General features: G+C 61.3%; 11 protein-coding genes. 6 read left to right on the top strand and 5 right to left on the bottom strand.

What is annotated here, in order from left to right:
• Positions 1 to 128: 128 nt before the first annotated feature.
• Together HCF10_RS18425 and HCF10_RS18420 are read left to right on the top strand one after the other, a co-directional pair.
• Positions 129 to 809, top strand: coding sequence for a heavy metal response regulator transcription factor (locus HCF10_RS18425; RefSeq protein ID WP_131698952.1), 681 nt, complete (start codon positions 129 to 131; stop codon positions 807 to 809).
• On the top strand, positions 806 to 2,161 hold the full coding sequence (locus tag HCF10_RS18420; RefSeq protein WP_167656116.1) for a heavy metal sensor histidine kinase: 1,356 nt from the start codon (positions 806 to 808) through the stop codon (positions 2,159 to 2,161). The genes HCF10_RS18425 and HCF10_RS18420 overlap by 4 nt, the downstream gene beginning before the upstream one ends.
• Before the next feature lie 104 nt (positions 2,162 to 2,265).
• On the opposite strand, the gene HCF10_RS18415 is transcribed toward HCF10_RS18420, so the two are convergent.
• From HCF10_RS18415 to HCF10_RS18405, 3 genes are read right to left on the bottom strand one after another with little or no spacing between them, the layout of a single operon-like run.
• A complete protein-coding gene (locus tag HCF10_RS18415) occupies positions 2,266 to 3,510 on the bottom strand; it encodes a lipoprotein-releasing ABC transporter permease subunit (RefSeq protein ID WP_145334837.1) in 1,245 nt (414 codons plus the stop codon).
• Positions 3,511 to 3,568: 58 nt separating this feature from the next.
• Positions 3,569 to 4,252, bottom strand: a complete 684-nt coding sequence (gene lolD, locus HCF10_RS18410) for a lipoprotein-releasing ABC transporter ATP-binding protein LolD (protein ID WP_024074097.1) — start codon at positions 4,250 to 4,252, stop codon at positions 3,569 to 3,571.
• A gap of 7 nt (positions 4,253 to 4,259) precedes the next feature.
• Positions 4,260 to 5,510 carry a lipoprotein-releasing ABC transporter permease subunit gene (locus tag HCF10_RS18405; protein WP_027604228.1) on the bottom strand — a complete coding sequence of 417 codons (1,251 nt, stop codon included), beginning with the start codon at positions 5,508 to 5,510 and terminating at the stop codon, positions 4,260 to 4,262.
• A gap of 94 nt (positions 5,511 to 5,604) precedes the next feature.
• On the opposite strand from HCF10_RS18405, the gene HCF10_RS18400 reads away from it, so the two are divergent.
• Both HCF10_RS18400 and HCF10_RS18395 read left to right on the top strand, forming a co-directional pair.
• Entirely contained in the window at positions 5,605 to 6,189 is a 585-nt protein-coding gene (locus HCF10_RS18400; RefSeq protein ID WP_131698949.1) for a PilZ domain-containing protein, read from the top strand.
• A gap of 44 nt (positions 6,190 to 6,233) precedes the next feature.
• Entirely contained in the window at positions 6,234 to 6,956 is a 723-nt protein-coding gene (locus HCF10_RS18395; RefSeq protein WP_131698948.1) for a glycerophosphodiester phosphodiesterase, read from the top strand.
• A 42-nt stretch (positions 6,957 to 6,998) separates the two neighbouring features.
• Here HCF10_RS18395 and sthA read toward each other — a convergent pair whose 3' ends face one another.
• Positions 6,999 to 8,393: a Si-specific NAD(P)(+) transhydrogenase gene (gene sthA, locus HCF10_RS18390; RefSeq protein WP_090407744.1), complete on the bottom strand. Its 1,395-nt coding sequence runs from the start codon at positions 8,391 to 8,393 to the stop codon at positions 6,999 to 7,001.
• A gap of 214 nt (positions 8,394 to 8,607) precedes the next feature.
• On the opposite strand from sthA, the gene HCF10_RS18385 reads away from it, so the two are divergent.
• Positions 8,608 to 9,141 carry a chalcone isomerase family protein gene (locus tag HCF10_RS18385; protein ID WP_167656115.1) on the top strand — a complete coding sequence of 178 codons (534 nt, stop codon included), beginning with the start codon at positions 8,608 to 8,610 and terminating at the stop codon, positions 9,139 to 9,141.
• Positions 9,142 to 9,335: 194 nt separating this feature from the next.
• Here the strand turns inward: HCF10_RS18385 and HCF10_RS18380 are convergent, their stop codons facing one another.
• Positions 9,336 to 10,799, bottom strand: coding sequence for a glyceraldehyde-3-phosphate dehydrogenase (locus tag HCF10_RS18380; RefSeq protein WP_131698946.1), 1,464 nt, complete (start codon positions 10,797 to 10,799; stop codon positions 9,336 to 9,338).
• Between the two features lie 340 nt (positions 10,800 to 11,139).
• On the opposite strand from HCF10_RS18380, the gene mfd reads away from it, so the two are divergent.
• The gene (gene mfd / locus HCF10_RS18375) at positions 11,140 to 14,589 is read left to right on the top strand and encodes a transcription-repair coupling factor (protein ID WP_145334841.1); all 3,450 of its coding nucleotides are present in this window, start codon (positions 11,140 to 11,142) and stop codon (positions 14,587 to 14,589) included.
• Positions 14,590 to 14,597 lie beyond the last annotated feature (8 nt).

Raw genomic sequence — 14,597 nt, 5'->3', positions numbered from 1 at the left:
TTGGACAGCACTCTAAGAGTGCGCCGCTGCCAGCCAGCTGACTGCTAGATTACAACTTTGTCAGGTTGCGCCCTTCCCCTGGCACCCAAGGTATAAAGCCCCTCGTGAACTGTTGCCAAGAGCCGCCCATGAAATTGCTGATCGTCGAAGACCAACCGAAAACCGGCCACTATCTGCGCCAAGGCCTGGCCGAGGCTGGTTTCACCACCGAACTGGTGGCCGACGGCACCAGCGGCCAGCACCTGGCGCTGACCGGCGATTATGACCTGTTGATCCTGGATGTGATGCTGCCCGGTCGCGATGGTTGGCAAATCCTGCAAGCGGTGCGCAGTGCCGGCCTGGAGATTCCGGTGCTGTTTCTGACCGCCCGGGATGCCGTGGAAGATCGCGTGCATGGCCTGGAACTGGGCGCCGACGATTACCTGGTCAAGCCCTTCGCCTTCTCCGAACTGCTGGCGCGTATACGCAGCCTGTTGCGCCGTGGCAGCAGCACGCCGCAGGAAACCGCCCTGCAACTGGCCGACCTGCGCCTGGACCTGATCCGCCGCCGCGTCGAACGGGACGGCCAGCGCATCGACCTCACCGCCAAAGAGTTCTCCCTGCTGGAACTGCTGCTGCGCCGCCAGGGCGAAGTACTGCCCAAGTCGCTGATTGCCTCCCAGGTGTGGGACATGAATTTCGACAGTGACACCAACATCATCGAAGTCGCGATCCGGCGTCTGCGCCTGAAAGTCGACGATCCCTTCCCCACCCAACTGATCCATACCGTGCGCGGCATGGGTTATGTACTGGAGGAGCGGAGCCATTGATCCAGCGTCTGTCCCTGGCCAGCCGCCTGGCCCTGCTGTTTGCAGCGTGCACTGCGGTGGTCTCGTTGCTTGCGGGCGTACTCTTTAACCGTGCCAGCGAGGCGCACTTCATTGAATTGGACCAGCAGCAACTCGACAGCCAGTTGGTAGCGCTGCGCAGTACCTTGCAGGGGGTCAACTCGCCTGCGTTGTTTGCCCAGCGCGAGCAACAGTTGCGCGTGGAGCTCAATCGCCAGCCCGAACTCGCCCTGCGTATAACCGCAGGCGGCCAGCGTTGGCTTGATGATGCGCCCGGCGTCACACTGCCCGAGGGCCTCGGACTGCATAGCCTGCAAAACGCCGGAACCGACTACCGCGTCTACAACGTGCCGCTGATGGCGGGCCAACCCGACTCGCCGCAACTCAGCCTGGTGCTCGACATCACCCACCACCAGCACTTCCTGCAACGCATGCAGCATTTGATCTGGCTCACCGTCGGTCTCTCCGCCCTCGCCACCGCCGTGCTCGGTGCCTGGGCTGCACGCAGTGGCTTGCGCCCGTTGCGGCGCATGGGCGAAGTGGCTGCCGGTGTTTCGGCCCACTCCTTGACCCAGCGTCTGCCTCAACAGCAAATGCCGGCGGAATTGGCCGAACTGGCCCAGGCCTTCAATGCCATGCTGGGGCGTTTGGACGATGCATTCCAACGCCTGTCGGCCTTCTCCGCCGACATTGCCCATGAACTGCGCACGCCTCTGTCGAACCTCCTGACCCAGACCCAAGTCATCCTGACCCAACCGCGCCCCTTGGAGGATTACCGCGAAGCGCTGCACAGCAACCTGGAAGAGCTGCAATGGATGGCGCAGTTGGTGAATGACATGCTGTACCTGGCCAAGGCGGACCACGGCTTGCTGATACCCAAGTGCGAGCCGTTGGCGCTGGCGAATGAAGTGGAGACGTTGCTGGAGTTTTTCGCGTTGCTGGCAGAAGACGCACAGGTCTCGCTGGTACGCGAAGGCAGCGCGCAAACAGCCGGCGATCGCGGCATGCTGCGCCGAGCCCTGTCGAACCTGCTGGATAACGCCCTCAGGTTTACCCCGGCCGGCGGCCAAGTGCGCGTGCGGATGGTTGAAGGCGTACGGGGCGTGACAGTGACGGTAGAGAACAGCGGGGAAGGTATTCCAGCGGACGTGCTACCGAGGTTGTTCGACCGATTCTACCGCGCGGACCCGGCGCGCCATGAAGGCAGCAGCGAGCATGCAGGACTGGGGTTGGCGATTACCCAGTCGATTGTGCGGGCCCATGGTGGGAGGATTTTTTGTGAATCCGGGGCGGGGTGGACAAGGTTTGTGATTGAGTTGCCGAAGGTAAATTGATGCAAGCCGGGCCGGCCCTATCGGGGGCAAGCCCCCTCCCACACTGTGATCTGTGAATACATTCAAATGTGGGAGGGGCTTGCCCCCGATAGCGGACTTAAAGACTACGAATACCTAAGGGCATGCGCCGGCTCAATCTTCGCCGCCCGATACGCCGGGTAAATCGTCGCCAGGAAGCTCAACACGAACCCGGCCGTACAAATCAGCACCACATCGCCACTTTGCAGCTCGGAAGGCAGGTTGCTGACGAAGTACACGTCCGAACTGAAGATATGCTGCCCGCTCACCCGCTCCAGCCAACCTACCAGTTCACTCACGTTCAGCGCCGCAATCACGCCCAGCAAGCCGCCGATCAGGGTGCCGACAACGCCGATCACGGTGCCCTGTACCATGAAGATCGCCATGATCTGCCGTGGCGTGGCGCCGATGGTACGCAGGATCGCGATGTCCGCGCCCTTGTCGTTCACGACCATGATCAGCGTGGCGATGATGTTGAACGCCGCGACGGCGACGATCATCAGCAACAACAGGCCGATCATAGTCTTTTCCATCTTCATCGCGCTGAACAGGCTGCCCTGGGTGTGAGTCCAGTCATCGGGCTTGTAGCCGCTGCCCAGGCTGGCGGCGATATCTGCCGAGACCTTGGGCGCTGCGTACAGGTCTTTCAACGCCAGGCGCACGCTCTGCACCTGGTTCGGCTGCCAATGCTGTATCTCGGCGGCGTCAGCCATGTGGATCAGGGCCATGGAGCCATCCAGCTCGGCGCCGACCTTGAAGATACCCACTACGTTCAGACGCTGCATGCGCGGGGTGATCCCCCCCGGCGCGCTGCTGATTTCCGGGACGATCAGGGTCAGTTTGTCACCCACATTCAGGCGAAAACGCCGGGCAGTGATTTCGCCGACCACCACGCCGAACTCGCCAGGCTTCAGGTCTTCCAGTTTGCCCTGCACGATATGCTGGGCCACGATCGACACCTTGCCTTCCTGGGCCGGGTCGACGCCGCTGATCTCGATCGGCTGCATCGCGCCCTTGTAGGAAAACATGCCGTCCATCTGCGTGAACGGTACGGCGGCAGTCACTTGCGGATTCTTCATCGCCGCAGCGGCCACCGGCTGCCAATCATCGATCGGGTTCACCCCGACGATGGTGGCGTGGGGCACCATGCCAAGGATGCGCGAGCTCATTTCGCGCTGGAAGCCGTTCATCACCGACAGCACCACGATCATCGCCAGCACGCCCAGGGCGAGGCCGATCATCGAGGTCATCGAGATAAACGAAACAAAACGGTTGCGGCGCTTGGCGCGGGTATAGCGCGTGCCGATGAAAATCGATAACGGTCTGAACATTCGCGGGCACCGTTGGAAAAATAGAAAACCCGGCGTCAGGCACCGGGCTTGAAACAGGTCAGATGGCGACCAGATGACCTTCCTGCAGATGCAGTACGCGGTCCATCTGGCGGGCCATGCTCATGTCATGGGTCACCACCAGGAACGCGGTGCGCATCTGGGTGCTCAGTTCCAGCATCAAGTCCTTGATGCCCTGGGCGGTGTGAGAGTCGAGGTTGCCGGTGGGCTCGTCGAGCATCACCAGCCCCGGGTTGTTCACCAGGGCACGGGCAATCGCCACACGCTGGCGCTCACCGCCGGACAGTTCGGCCGGTTTGTGCTCCAGGCGATGGCCGAGGCCGACGCGCTCGAGCAACGCCTTGGCACGCTGACGCGCTTCCGGGATCGCGGTCTTGCCGATCAACAGCGGCATGCACACGTTTTCCAGGGCGGTGAATTCCGGCAACAGGTGGTGGAACTGGTACACAAAGCCCAACGAGCGGTTGCGCAACTGGCCACGGGCCTTTTCATTCAAGGCCGACAGTTCTTCACCGGCCAGCCATACACTGCCCTGGGACGGCGTATCAAGGCCGCCCAACAGGTTGAGCAAGGTACTTTTGCCGGAACCGGAACTGCCGACGATCGCCACGCGCTCGCCGGGATGAAGTTCCAGTTGCAGGTTGGACAGCACCACAACCGACTCCGGGCCTTCCTCGTAGGATTTGCCCAGGTTGCGGCAGCTCAGGATTGCTTTTTCACTCATGCCCGATTCACTCATAACGTAAGGCCTGTGCTGGCTGGGTACGTGCCGCGCGCCAGGCTGGATACAGGGTGGCAAGGAAACTCAGGACCAACGCGGCGCCGCCCACCATCAGCACGTCCTGGGCTTGCACCTGGGACGGCAGGTAATCGATGAAGTAGACGTCGGCGTTGAGGAACTTGTGGCCGATCACCTTTTCAAGCAAGGCGATGGCGGCACTGACGTTCAGCGCGGCCAAAATGCCTACCGCGGTACCGATCAAGGTGCCGACCACGCCAATCACGGTGCCCTGCACCATGAAGATCGCCATGATCTGCCCGGGCGTGGCGCCCAGGGTGCGCAGGATGGCAATGTCGCCCTTCTTGTCATTCACCACCATCACCAGCGTGGAGATGATGTTGAAGGCGGCAACGGCGACGATCAGCAGCAACAGCAGGCCGATCATGGCTTTTTCCATGCGGATGGCCTGGTACAGGTTGCCGTGGGTGCGGGTCCAGTCGCGGGCGTAGTACTGGCTTTCACCCAGGTGCTGGGCGATTTCCCAGGCGCCGCGCGGGGCATCGAACAGGTCGTTGAACTTCAAGCGCAGGCCCTGCACCTGGTCTGGCTGCCAGCGATGCAGGCGGGCCAGGTCGGTGAGGTTGGTCAGGCCGAGGTAGCCGTCGATCTCGCCGGCGCCGACGTGGAAGGTACCGACCACGGTAAAGCGCTTCATGCGCGGGAACATGCCGGCCGGCGTCACGGTGACTTCCGGGGCGACGAAGGTCAGCTTGTCGCCGATGCCCACGCCGAGTTTGGCCGCTGCCTTGTCACCGATGACAATGCCAAAACTGCCGGGAGCCAGATCGTCGAGTTTGCCCTGCAACATGAACTTATCGATGATCGAGACGTTGCGTTCCTGGGCCGGGTCGATGGCATTGAGCAGGATTTTCTGCACCTTGCCGTCATTGGTCAGCAGCCCCTGCATCTGGGTAAACGGCGCGACGGCCACTACCTTGGGGTTCTGCTTGACCTTGGCGGCCAGGCTTTGCCAGTCGCTGATGGGTGCATCGCCCTCGATGGTCGCGTGGGGCACCATGCCCAGCACGCGGGTGCGCATCTCATGATCGAAGCCGTTCATCACCGACAGCACCACGATCATCACGACCACGCCAAGGGCGAGACCGATCATCGAGGTCAAGGAAATGAACGACACAAAATGATTGCGACGCTTTGCACGGGTATAACGCGTGCCAATAAATACGAAGAGAGGTCTGAACATGTCGGGGCTTGTTCGGAGGAAAAGAAGACGTCCCGGTGGCGGGGTCTGGTAAGCAGCTTTACACTCAGACCATTACCGTTACCTGGGGTTCGCCATGTCGACATTAGATGAAGAAGAGCGCCGCGAATACTACCGTATCGACGACATGATCGCACTCCAAATCAAAAGCCTGTCTGCCCCCGAAGCGGCGAGCAAGGAAGTGTTGCTGGATGATTCACCGCTGTTCAATCTGCTCAGTGAACTGCACCTGAGCGAATTTGAAGCCCAGCACCTGCTGCGCCAGCTCAGCGAGAAGGATCGCACCCTCGTCGCCTTTCTCCGCGTGCAGAACAAACGCCTGGATTTGCTCAGCCAAATCATGGCCCGCGGCCTGCTGGATGAGGTCGGCGCCCCGCAGCCGGTGATCATTTCCGAGGGCGGCATCGATTTCCAACACCCCTCCCCCCTGACGGTGGGTGCGAACCTGGCGGTCAAGCTGGTGCTGATGCCCCAGGCGCTCGGCCTGCTGCTGCGCGCGCGGGTCACCCATTGCGATCCCAAGGGCACAGGCTTTGACATCGGCACGGAATTCGCAGCCATGACCGATGCCCAACGCCAGCTGCTGGCACGCTACATCCTGCAGAAACAGGCGCAGGAACGGCGCCTGGCGCGGGAACAGAGCGACGCCCAGGACACCTGAATTCGTATTTACCCCGCCAGACAACCTGGCGTAAAGGAGCAACTGTGACCCTGATCTACGGCCACCGCGGTGCCAAAGGCGAAGCACCGGAAAACACCCTGACCAGCTTCCAGGAGTGTCTCAAGCACGGTGTACGCCGTTGCGAACTGGATTTGCACCTGTCCATGGACGGCGAGCTGATGGTCATCCACGACCCGACCCTCAAGCGCACCGCCGACCGACGCGGCAAAGTCGTCGAGTATTCGGCGGCAGACCTGGTCAAGATGGACGCGCGCAAGGGCGGCCCGGGCTGGGTCAAGCCGTGCCCGATTCCACGCCTGGAAGAATTGTTCGAACAGTGCGACTTCGATCACTGGCAACTGGAAGTCAAAAGCGCCTCGCGCACCCGCGCCGCGACCACCGTGCTGGCCATCCGTGAGATGGCCGTGCGTTTCGGCCTGATGGACAAGGTCACCGTGACCTCAAGCTCGCGGGAAGTGTTGAAAGCAGCGGTTGAACTCACCCCCGACCTGTCACGCGGACTGGTCGCCGAATATGCCTGGCTCGACCCGTTGAAGGTCGCGCAGAACTATGGTTGTGAGATTCTGGCGTTGAACTGGACGTTGTGCACCCCCGAACGTCTGGAAAAAGCCCAGCGCCAGGGCCTGCACGTGTCCGTGTGGACGGTCAACGAACCTGCGCTGATGCGCAGGCTCGCCGACTTCGGCGTAGATAGCCTGATTACAGACTTTCCCGGTTTGGCCACTGCCACCCTCGAGAATTACTGAAATCGGTCTCCCCGGCCGGCTCAGGCCACCGGCCGGAGCCGCTCAAAAAAGCCGGTTGAGGCCGTCGTAGGCCGCTACCCGATAGGCTTCGGCCATGGTCGGGTAGTTGAACGTGGTGTTCACAAAATACTTGAGGGTATTTTGCTCACCCGGCTGGTTCATGATCGCCTGGCCGATGTGCACGATCTCAGAGGCCTGGTAGCCGAAGCAATGCACGCCGAGGACTTCCAGGGTTTCGCGGTGGAACAGGATCTTCAGCATGCCTTGCGGCTCACCGGCGATCTGCGCACGCGCCATGCTCTTGAAGAACGCCTTGCCCACTTCGTAAGGCACCTTGGCCTTGGTCAGTTCGTGCTCGTTCTTGCCGATCGAGCTGATCTCGGGAATCGTGTAGATCCCGGTGGGCACGTCGTTCACATAACGCCAGCTGCCGTTGTCGACGATGCTGCCGGCCGCCGAACGGCCCTGGTCATGCGCCGCACTGGCCAGGCTTGGCCAGCCGATCACGTCACCGGCACCGTAGATGTTGGTCACGCAGGTGCGGTAGTTCTCGTCGACTTCGATCTGGCCACGGTTGTTGACCTTGACCCCGATGTTTTCCATGCCCAGCTTGTCGGTGTTGCCGGTACGGCCGTTGCACCACAACAAGGCGTCGGCCTTGATCTTCTTGCCGGACTTGAGGTGCAGGATCACGCCGTTGTCCAGGCCTTCAACCCGCTCGTACTCTTCGTTGTGACGCACGGTGATGTTGTTGTTGCTGAAGTGGTAACTCAACGCCTGGGAAATTTCCGAGTCGAGGAAGCTCAGCAACTGGTCGCGGTTGTCCACCAGTTCCACCAGTACACCCAGGCCGCTGAAGATCGAGGCGTATTCACAGCCGATCACACCGGCGCCGTAGATGATCAGTTTGCGCGGGGTATGGCCCAGGCTGAGGATGGTGTCGCTATCGTAGATGCGCGGGTGGTGGAAATCGATATCCGCCGGGCGATATGGGCGCGAACCGGTGGCGATGATGATGTGCTTGGCCACCAGCGTCTCGACCACGCCGTTGGCACACACCACTTCGACGGTTTGCTCGTCGGCGAAGCTGCCGGTGCCGAAGAACAGGTCGACACGGTTACGGGCGTAGTACCCGGTACGCGAAGCGACTTGCTTGGAGATGACCTTCTCGGCGCTTTTCAGCACGTCCGGGAACGAGAACCAGCGCGGCTCACCAATCGCCCGGAACATCGGGTTGGTGTTGAACTGCATGATCTGGCGCACCGAGTGACGCAAAGCCTTGGACGGGATGGTACCCAGGTGGGTGCAGTTACCGCCGACCTGGCGACGGCTATCGACCATCGCCACCTTGCGCCCTGCCTTCGCGGCGTTCATCGCCGCACCTTCTCCAGCCGGGCCGGAACCCAGTACCACCACGTCGTAGTTGTAGACAGCCATGCGTACTCCTCAGAACAGGCCAGGCGCACGGTTGGGCGCCTGGCTAAATCATGCCGCGGCCAGCGGTCATGAAGGACAATTTGGCTCAAGTGTGTGAGCCGGGGCACAGTCTATATAAGGCTCAACGCCGCGCACATTAACCCTTGGTCGCGTCGTAGGCCAGTTTTGCCATACTACATGACGCAAATCAGCGCCGATTTCAGGATGAGCCATTATGCGACAACTATTTTTTTGTTTGATGCTGATGGTGTCGATCACAGCGCACGCCAATGAAGCGGAGCGACTCAAGCAAGCGGGCTTCCCGGCGCAGGTTGAGGGACTGACGCTGAAAAACCAGGCGGTGTTCAACTATCTCTGGGCGGATGTTTACGCCGCCGGACTGTATGCCTCTGCGGATGTAAGCGCCAGACAGGCCTGGGCACAACAAAAGGATCTGCGCCTGGTGCTGTATTACTTTCGCAACATCGACCGCAAGGATGTGATCAAGGCTGCCACGGCGACGTTGGAGCGCCAGCAAACCAGTGCTCGATTGAAGCCCGAGCTGGATCAGCTGCATGCGCGCTTTCGCAATATCCGTAACGGGGATCGTTATGCCCTGGATTTTCGGCCAGGTCGTGGCCTGAATTTGGAGATCAATGGGCAGGTGGTGTTCAGCAGCAGCAATGACGCGCTGGCAAGGGCCTACCTGGGCATCTGGCTGGCGCCCAAGGGTTTGTCTGATGAGTTGCGCGGCAAACTGCTGAAATGAAAATGGCCCACCAGTGAGGCATGCATCCACTGAACGACCGCTATCGGGGGCAGGCCCCTCCCACCTTTCGACGTGTGAATACATTCAAATGTGGGAAGGAGCTTGCTCCCGATGAGGCCCTGATCGACAACATAAAACCTGCTGCCATAAAAAAGCCCCGAACCAGTCGGGGCTTTCTCATTCAACGCAGATGCTTAGCGCGGAAACGCCGGTGGGTTAACCCCAGCCATGTCTTCCATCACGCGAACCACCTGGCAGCTGTAGCCGAACTCGTTGTCGTACCAGACGTACAGTACAACGCGGTTGTCCTGGGTAATGGTCGCTTCCGCGTCCACCACACCGGCGTGGCGCGAGCCAACGAAGTCGGTGGACACTACTTCCTGCGAGTTGACGAAGTCGATTTGCTTATGCAGATCGGAGTGCAGCGCCATGTAGCGCAGGTACTCGTTCATCTCTTCACGGGTAGCGGCTTTCTCAAGGTTCAGGTTGAGAATGGCCATCGACACGTTAGGCGTCGGCACACGGATCGCGTTACCGGTCAGCTTGCCGGCCAGCTCAGGCAGGGCCTTGGCAGCGGCGGTGGCAGCACCGGTCTCGGTGATGACCATGTTCAGCGCGGCGCTGCGGCCACGGCGATCACCCTTGTGGAAGTTGTCGATCAGGTTCTGGTCGTTGGTGTACGAGTGAACGGTTTCAACGTGGCCGTTAACGATGCCGAACTTGTCATTCACAGCCTTGAGCACCGGCACGATGGCGTTGGTGGTGCAGGAAGCGGCGGACACGATCTTGTCGTCAGCGGTAATTTCGCCGTGGTTGATACCGTGCACGATGTTCTTGAGCTTGCCTTTGCCAGGCGCGGTCAGCACGACACGATCGATACCCGGGCACGTCAGGTGCTGGCCCAGGCCTTCGGCATCACGCCATACACCGGTGTTGTCCACCAGCAGGGCGTCCTTGATGCCGTACTGGGTGTAATCCACCTCGGTCGGGTTCTTCGCGTAGATCACCTGGATCAGGTTACCGTTGGCGGTGATGGTGTTGTTTTCTTCGTCGATGGTGATGGTGCCGTTGAACGAACCGTGTACCGAATCACGGCGCAGCAGGCTGGCGCGTTTGGTCAGGTCGTTCTCGGCGCCTTTGCGCACCACGATGGCACGCAGGCGCAGGCCGTCGCCGCCACCGGTTTTTTCGATCAGGATGCGCGCCAGCAGGCGGCCGATACGACCGAAGCCGTACAGGACAACGTCGGTGCCTTTGCGGGCAGCGGCGTTTTGCTGGCCAACCACATCGGCCATTTCTTCACGCACGAACTGCTCGGCGGTACGGCCGGCGCCTTCCTTGCGGAATTTGTAGGCCAGCTTGCCCAGGTCTACCGAAGCCGCGCCGAGCTTGAGCTCGCTCATGGCCTTGAGCAGGGGGAATGTTTCGTGGACGGAGAGTTCGCTGTCGTCGGCAGAACGATGGCGAGCAAAGCGATGCGCCTTGAGAATCGCGATGACTGATTGGTTGATCAGGCTGCGGCCATAGATCGAGCTCACCACATTGTTATTGCGGTACAGCTGACCGATAAGCGGGATCATCGCTTCTGCGAGTGCTTCACGGTCGATCCATTCACCAAGACACTGGTCGGGCTTCTGAGTCACGGGAACCTTCCACATGTAGGGGCTGAAAAAAGGGGCTACATTATGTCGTCCGACCGCCCGTTGAGCAATGCGCCAACCCCAACAAAAAGCCCTTGCAAAAAAATACCACCCCGCTAGAGGCCAGGAAACACGCGGGTTTCAGAAGGCCACCAATGGCGCAGCGCCGCCAACTTGTCCGTAACTCTCCGAAACATCCGTGCAAAACGGCACTACATAATGAGTCAAAAGGCCGCTTTGTTTGTCTTAGCCACTACATTTCCTACAAACCGTAATAGGCTCAGTCAGCAACTGACAGGCGGCACCTCGGGCCGTTACAATTACCGACTTTGTCGCAACGCTTGGAGCTCAACCTTCCGTGCCCGTTCTGCGTCTACCGCTTCTCCCTGCCGCGGCAGGTAAACAGCACTGGGGCAATCTGCCCGGTGCAGCCCTGAGCCTGGCCATTGCCGAGGCTGCCAGCGCAGCCAAGCGCTTTACCCTGCTGCTCACCGCCGACAGCCAAAGCGCCGAACGGCTGGAGCAGGAGCTGAGCTTCTTCGCCCCCGATTTGCCGGTGCTGCATTTTCCCGACTGGGAAACCCTGCCCTACGACCTGTTCTCGCCGCACCAGGACATCATCTCCCAGCGTATCGCCAGCCTGTACCGCCTGCCGGAACTGGCCCACGGCGTGTTGGTGGTGCCGATCACCACCGCCCTGCACCGCCTGGCGCCGACCAAGTTCCTGCTGGGCAGCAGCCTGGTGCTGGATATCGGCCAGAAGCTCGACGTGGAACAGATGCGCACGCGCCTGGAAGCCAGCGGCTACCGTTGCGTCGACACGGTGTATGAGCACGGTGAATTCGCCGTGCGCGGCGCGCTGATCGACCTGTTCCCGATGGGCAGCAAGTTGCCGTACCGCATCGACCTGTTCGATGACGAAATCGAGACCCTGCGCACCTTCGATCCGGAAAACCAGCGGTCCATCGACAAGGTCGAGTCGATCAAGCTGCTGCCGGCACGGGAATTCCCGCTGCAAAAGGACGCAGTCACGCGCTTCAAGGCACGCTTCCGGGAACGCTTCGATGTGGACTTCCGCCGCTGCCCGATCTTCCAGGACTTGAGCAGCGGGATTACCCCGGCGGGCATCGAGTACTACCTGCCGCTGTTCTTCGACGAAACCTCGACCCTGTTCGACTACCTGCCCCAGGACACACAAGTGTTCTCGCTGCCGGGCATCGAGCAAGCCGCAGAAAACTTCTGGAACGACGTGCGCAACCGCTATGAAGAGCGCCGCGTCGATCCCTCCCGTCCTCTATTGCCGCCCGCCGAGCTGTTCCTGCCGGTGGAAGACTGCTTCGCCCGCCTGAAAAACTGGCCGCGCGTGGTCGCCAGCCAGCAGGATGTGGACGCCGGCAGCGGCCGCGAACGTTTCCCTGCGGCGACGCTGCCGGACCTGGCAATCCAGGCCAAAGCCACGCAACCACTGGAAGCACTCTCGAACTTCCTCGGCGACTTCCCCGGCCGCGTGCTGTTCACCGCCGAGTCCGCCGGGCGCCGTGAAGTGCTGCTGGAACTGCTGGAACGCCTGAAGCTGCGGCCGAAAACCGTCGACAGCTGGCCGGATTTTGTCGCCAGCAAAGAGCGCCTGGCGATCACCATCGCGCCATTGGACGAGGGCCTGCTGCTGGATGACCCGGCCTTGGCGCTGATCGCCGAGAGCCCACTGTTCGGCCAGCGCGTGATGCAACGTCGTCGCCGTGAAAAACGCGCCGACGCCAACAACGACGCGGTGATCAAAAACCTCACGGAACTGCGCGAAGGCGCGCCGGTGGTGCATATCGACCACGGCGTCGGCCGCTACCTCGGCCTGCAGACCCTGGAGATCGACAACCAGGCCGCCGAATTCCTCACCATGGAATACGCCGAGGGCGCCAAGCTCTACGTGCCAGTGGCGAACCTGCACTTGATCGCCCGCTACACCGGCAGCGACGACGCCCTGGCGCCGTTGCACCGCCTGGGCTCCGAGACCTGGCAGAAAGCCAAGCGCAAGGCCGCCGAACAGGTGCGCGATGTCGCCGCCGAACTGCTCGACATCTATGCCCGTCGTGCGGCGCGCGAAGGGTATGCTTTCGCCGACCCAAAAGCCGACTATGCCACCTTCAGCGCCGGCTTCGCCTTCGAAGAAACCCCGGACCAGCAAACCACCATCGAAGCGGTGCGCGCCGACATGCTCGCGCCCAAGCCGATGGACCGCCTGGTCTGCGGCGACGTGGGCTTCGGCAAGACCGAAGTGGCCATGCGCGCCGCCTTCATTGCGGTACACGGCGGCAAGCAAGTGGCGATCCTGGTGCCGACCACCCTGCTCGCCCAGCAACACTACAACAGCTTCCGCGACCGCTTTGCCGACTGGCCGGTGACCGTGGAAGTGATGAGCCGCTTCAAGTCCGCCAAGGAAGTGAATGCCGCCGTCGCCGACCTTGCCGAAGGCAAGATCGACATCGTGATCGGTACGCACAAGCTGCTGTCGGACGATGTAAAGATCAAGAACCTGGGCCTGGTGATCATCGACGAAGAACACCGCTTCGGCGTGCGTCAAAAAGAACAGCTCAAGGCCCTGCGCAGTGAAGTCGACATCCTCACCCTCACCGCCACGCCGATTCCGCGCACGCTGAACATGGCCGTGTCGGGCATGCGCGACCTGTCGATCATCGCCACGCCACCGGCACGGCGCCTGTCGGTGCGCACTTTCGTCATGGAGCAGAACAAAAGCACGGTCAAGGAAGCGCTGCTGCGGGAACTGCTGCGCGGCGGCCAGGTGTACTACCTGCACAACGACGTAAAAACCATCGAGAAATGCGCCGCCGACCTTGCCGAACTGGTGCCGGAAGCACGCATCGCCATCGGCCATGGGCAGATGCGCGAACGCGATCTCGAACAGGTGATGAGCGACTTCTACCACAAGCGCTTCAACGTGCTGATCGCCTCGACCATCATCGAGACCGGCATCGACGTGCCGAGTGCCAACACCATCATCATCGAACGGGCGGACAAGTTCGGCCTGGCCCAACTGCACCAGCTGCGCGGCCGGGTTGGGCGCAGTCACCACCAGGCGTATGCCTACCTGCTGACGCCGCCCCGCCAACAGATCACCGGGGACGCCGAAAAGCGCCTGGAAGCGATCGCCAACACCCAGGACCTGGGCGCCGGTTTTGTCCTGGCCACCAATGACCTGGAAATCCGCGGCGCAGGCGAACTGCTGGGCGATGGCCAGAGCGGGCAGATCCAGGCAGTCGGCTTCACCTTGTATATGGAGATGCTTGAACGCGCGGTGAAAGCCATCCGCAAGGGCGAGCAGCCGAACCTCGATCAACCCCTGGGCGGCGGCCCGGAAATCAACCTGCGCTTGCCGGCGTTGATCCCCGAAGACTACCTGCCGGATGTGCATGCACGGCTGATCCTGTACAAGCGCATCGCCTCGGCCACCGACGAAGAAGGCCTCAAGGACCTGCAGGTGGAGATGATCGACCGCTTCGGCCTGCTGCCCGAACCGACCAAGAACCTGGTGCGCCTGACCCTGCTCAAATTGCAGGCCGAGCAGCTTGGGATCAAGAAAGTCGACGCCGGGCCCCAGGGCGGGCGTATCGAGTTCGAAGCGCAGACACCGGTGGACCCACTGGTGCTGATCAAGTTGATCCAGGGCCAGCCCAACCGCTACAAGTTCGAAGGGGCTACGCTGTTCAAGTTCATGGTGCCGATGGAACGTGCCGAAGAACGCTTTAATACATTGGAGGCGCTGTTCGAGCGCCTCATCCCGAAATCTGTTTGAAGGACGCC

Origin of the sequence: Pseudomonas sp. B14(2022), assembly GCF_012030485.1 — a bacterium.
Classification (GTDB): Bacteria; Pseudomonadota; Gammaproteobacteria; order Pseudomonadales; family Pseudomonadaceae; genus Aquipseudomonas.
Note: the sequence above shows the minus strand (reverse complement) of the source record. Positions and strands in the feature narration are given on the sequence as shown.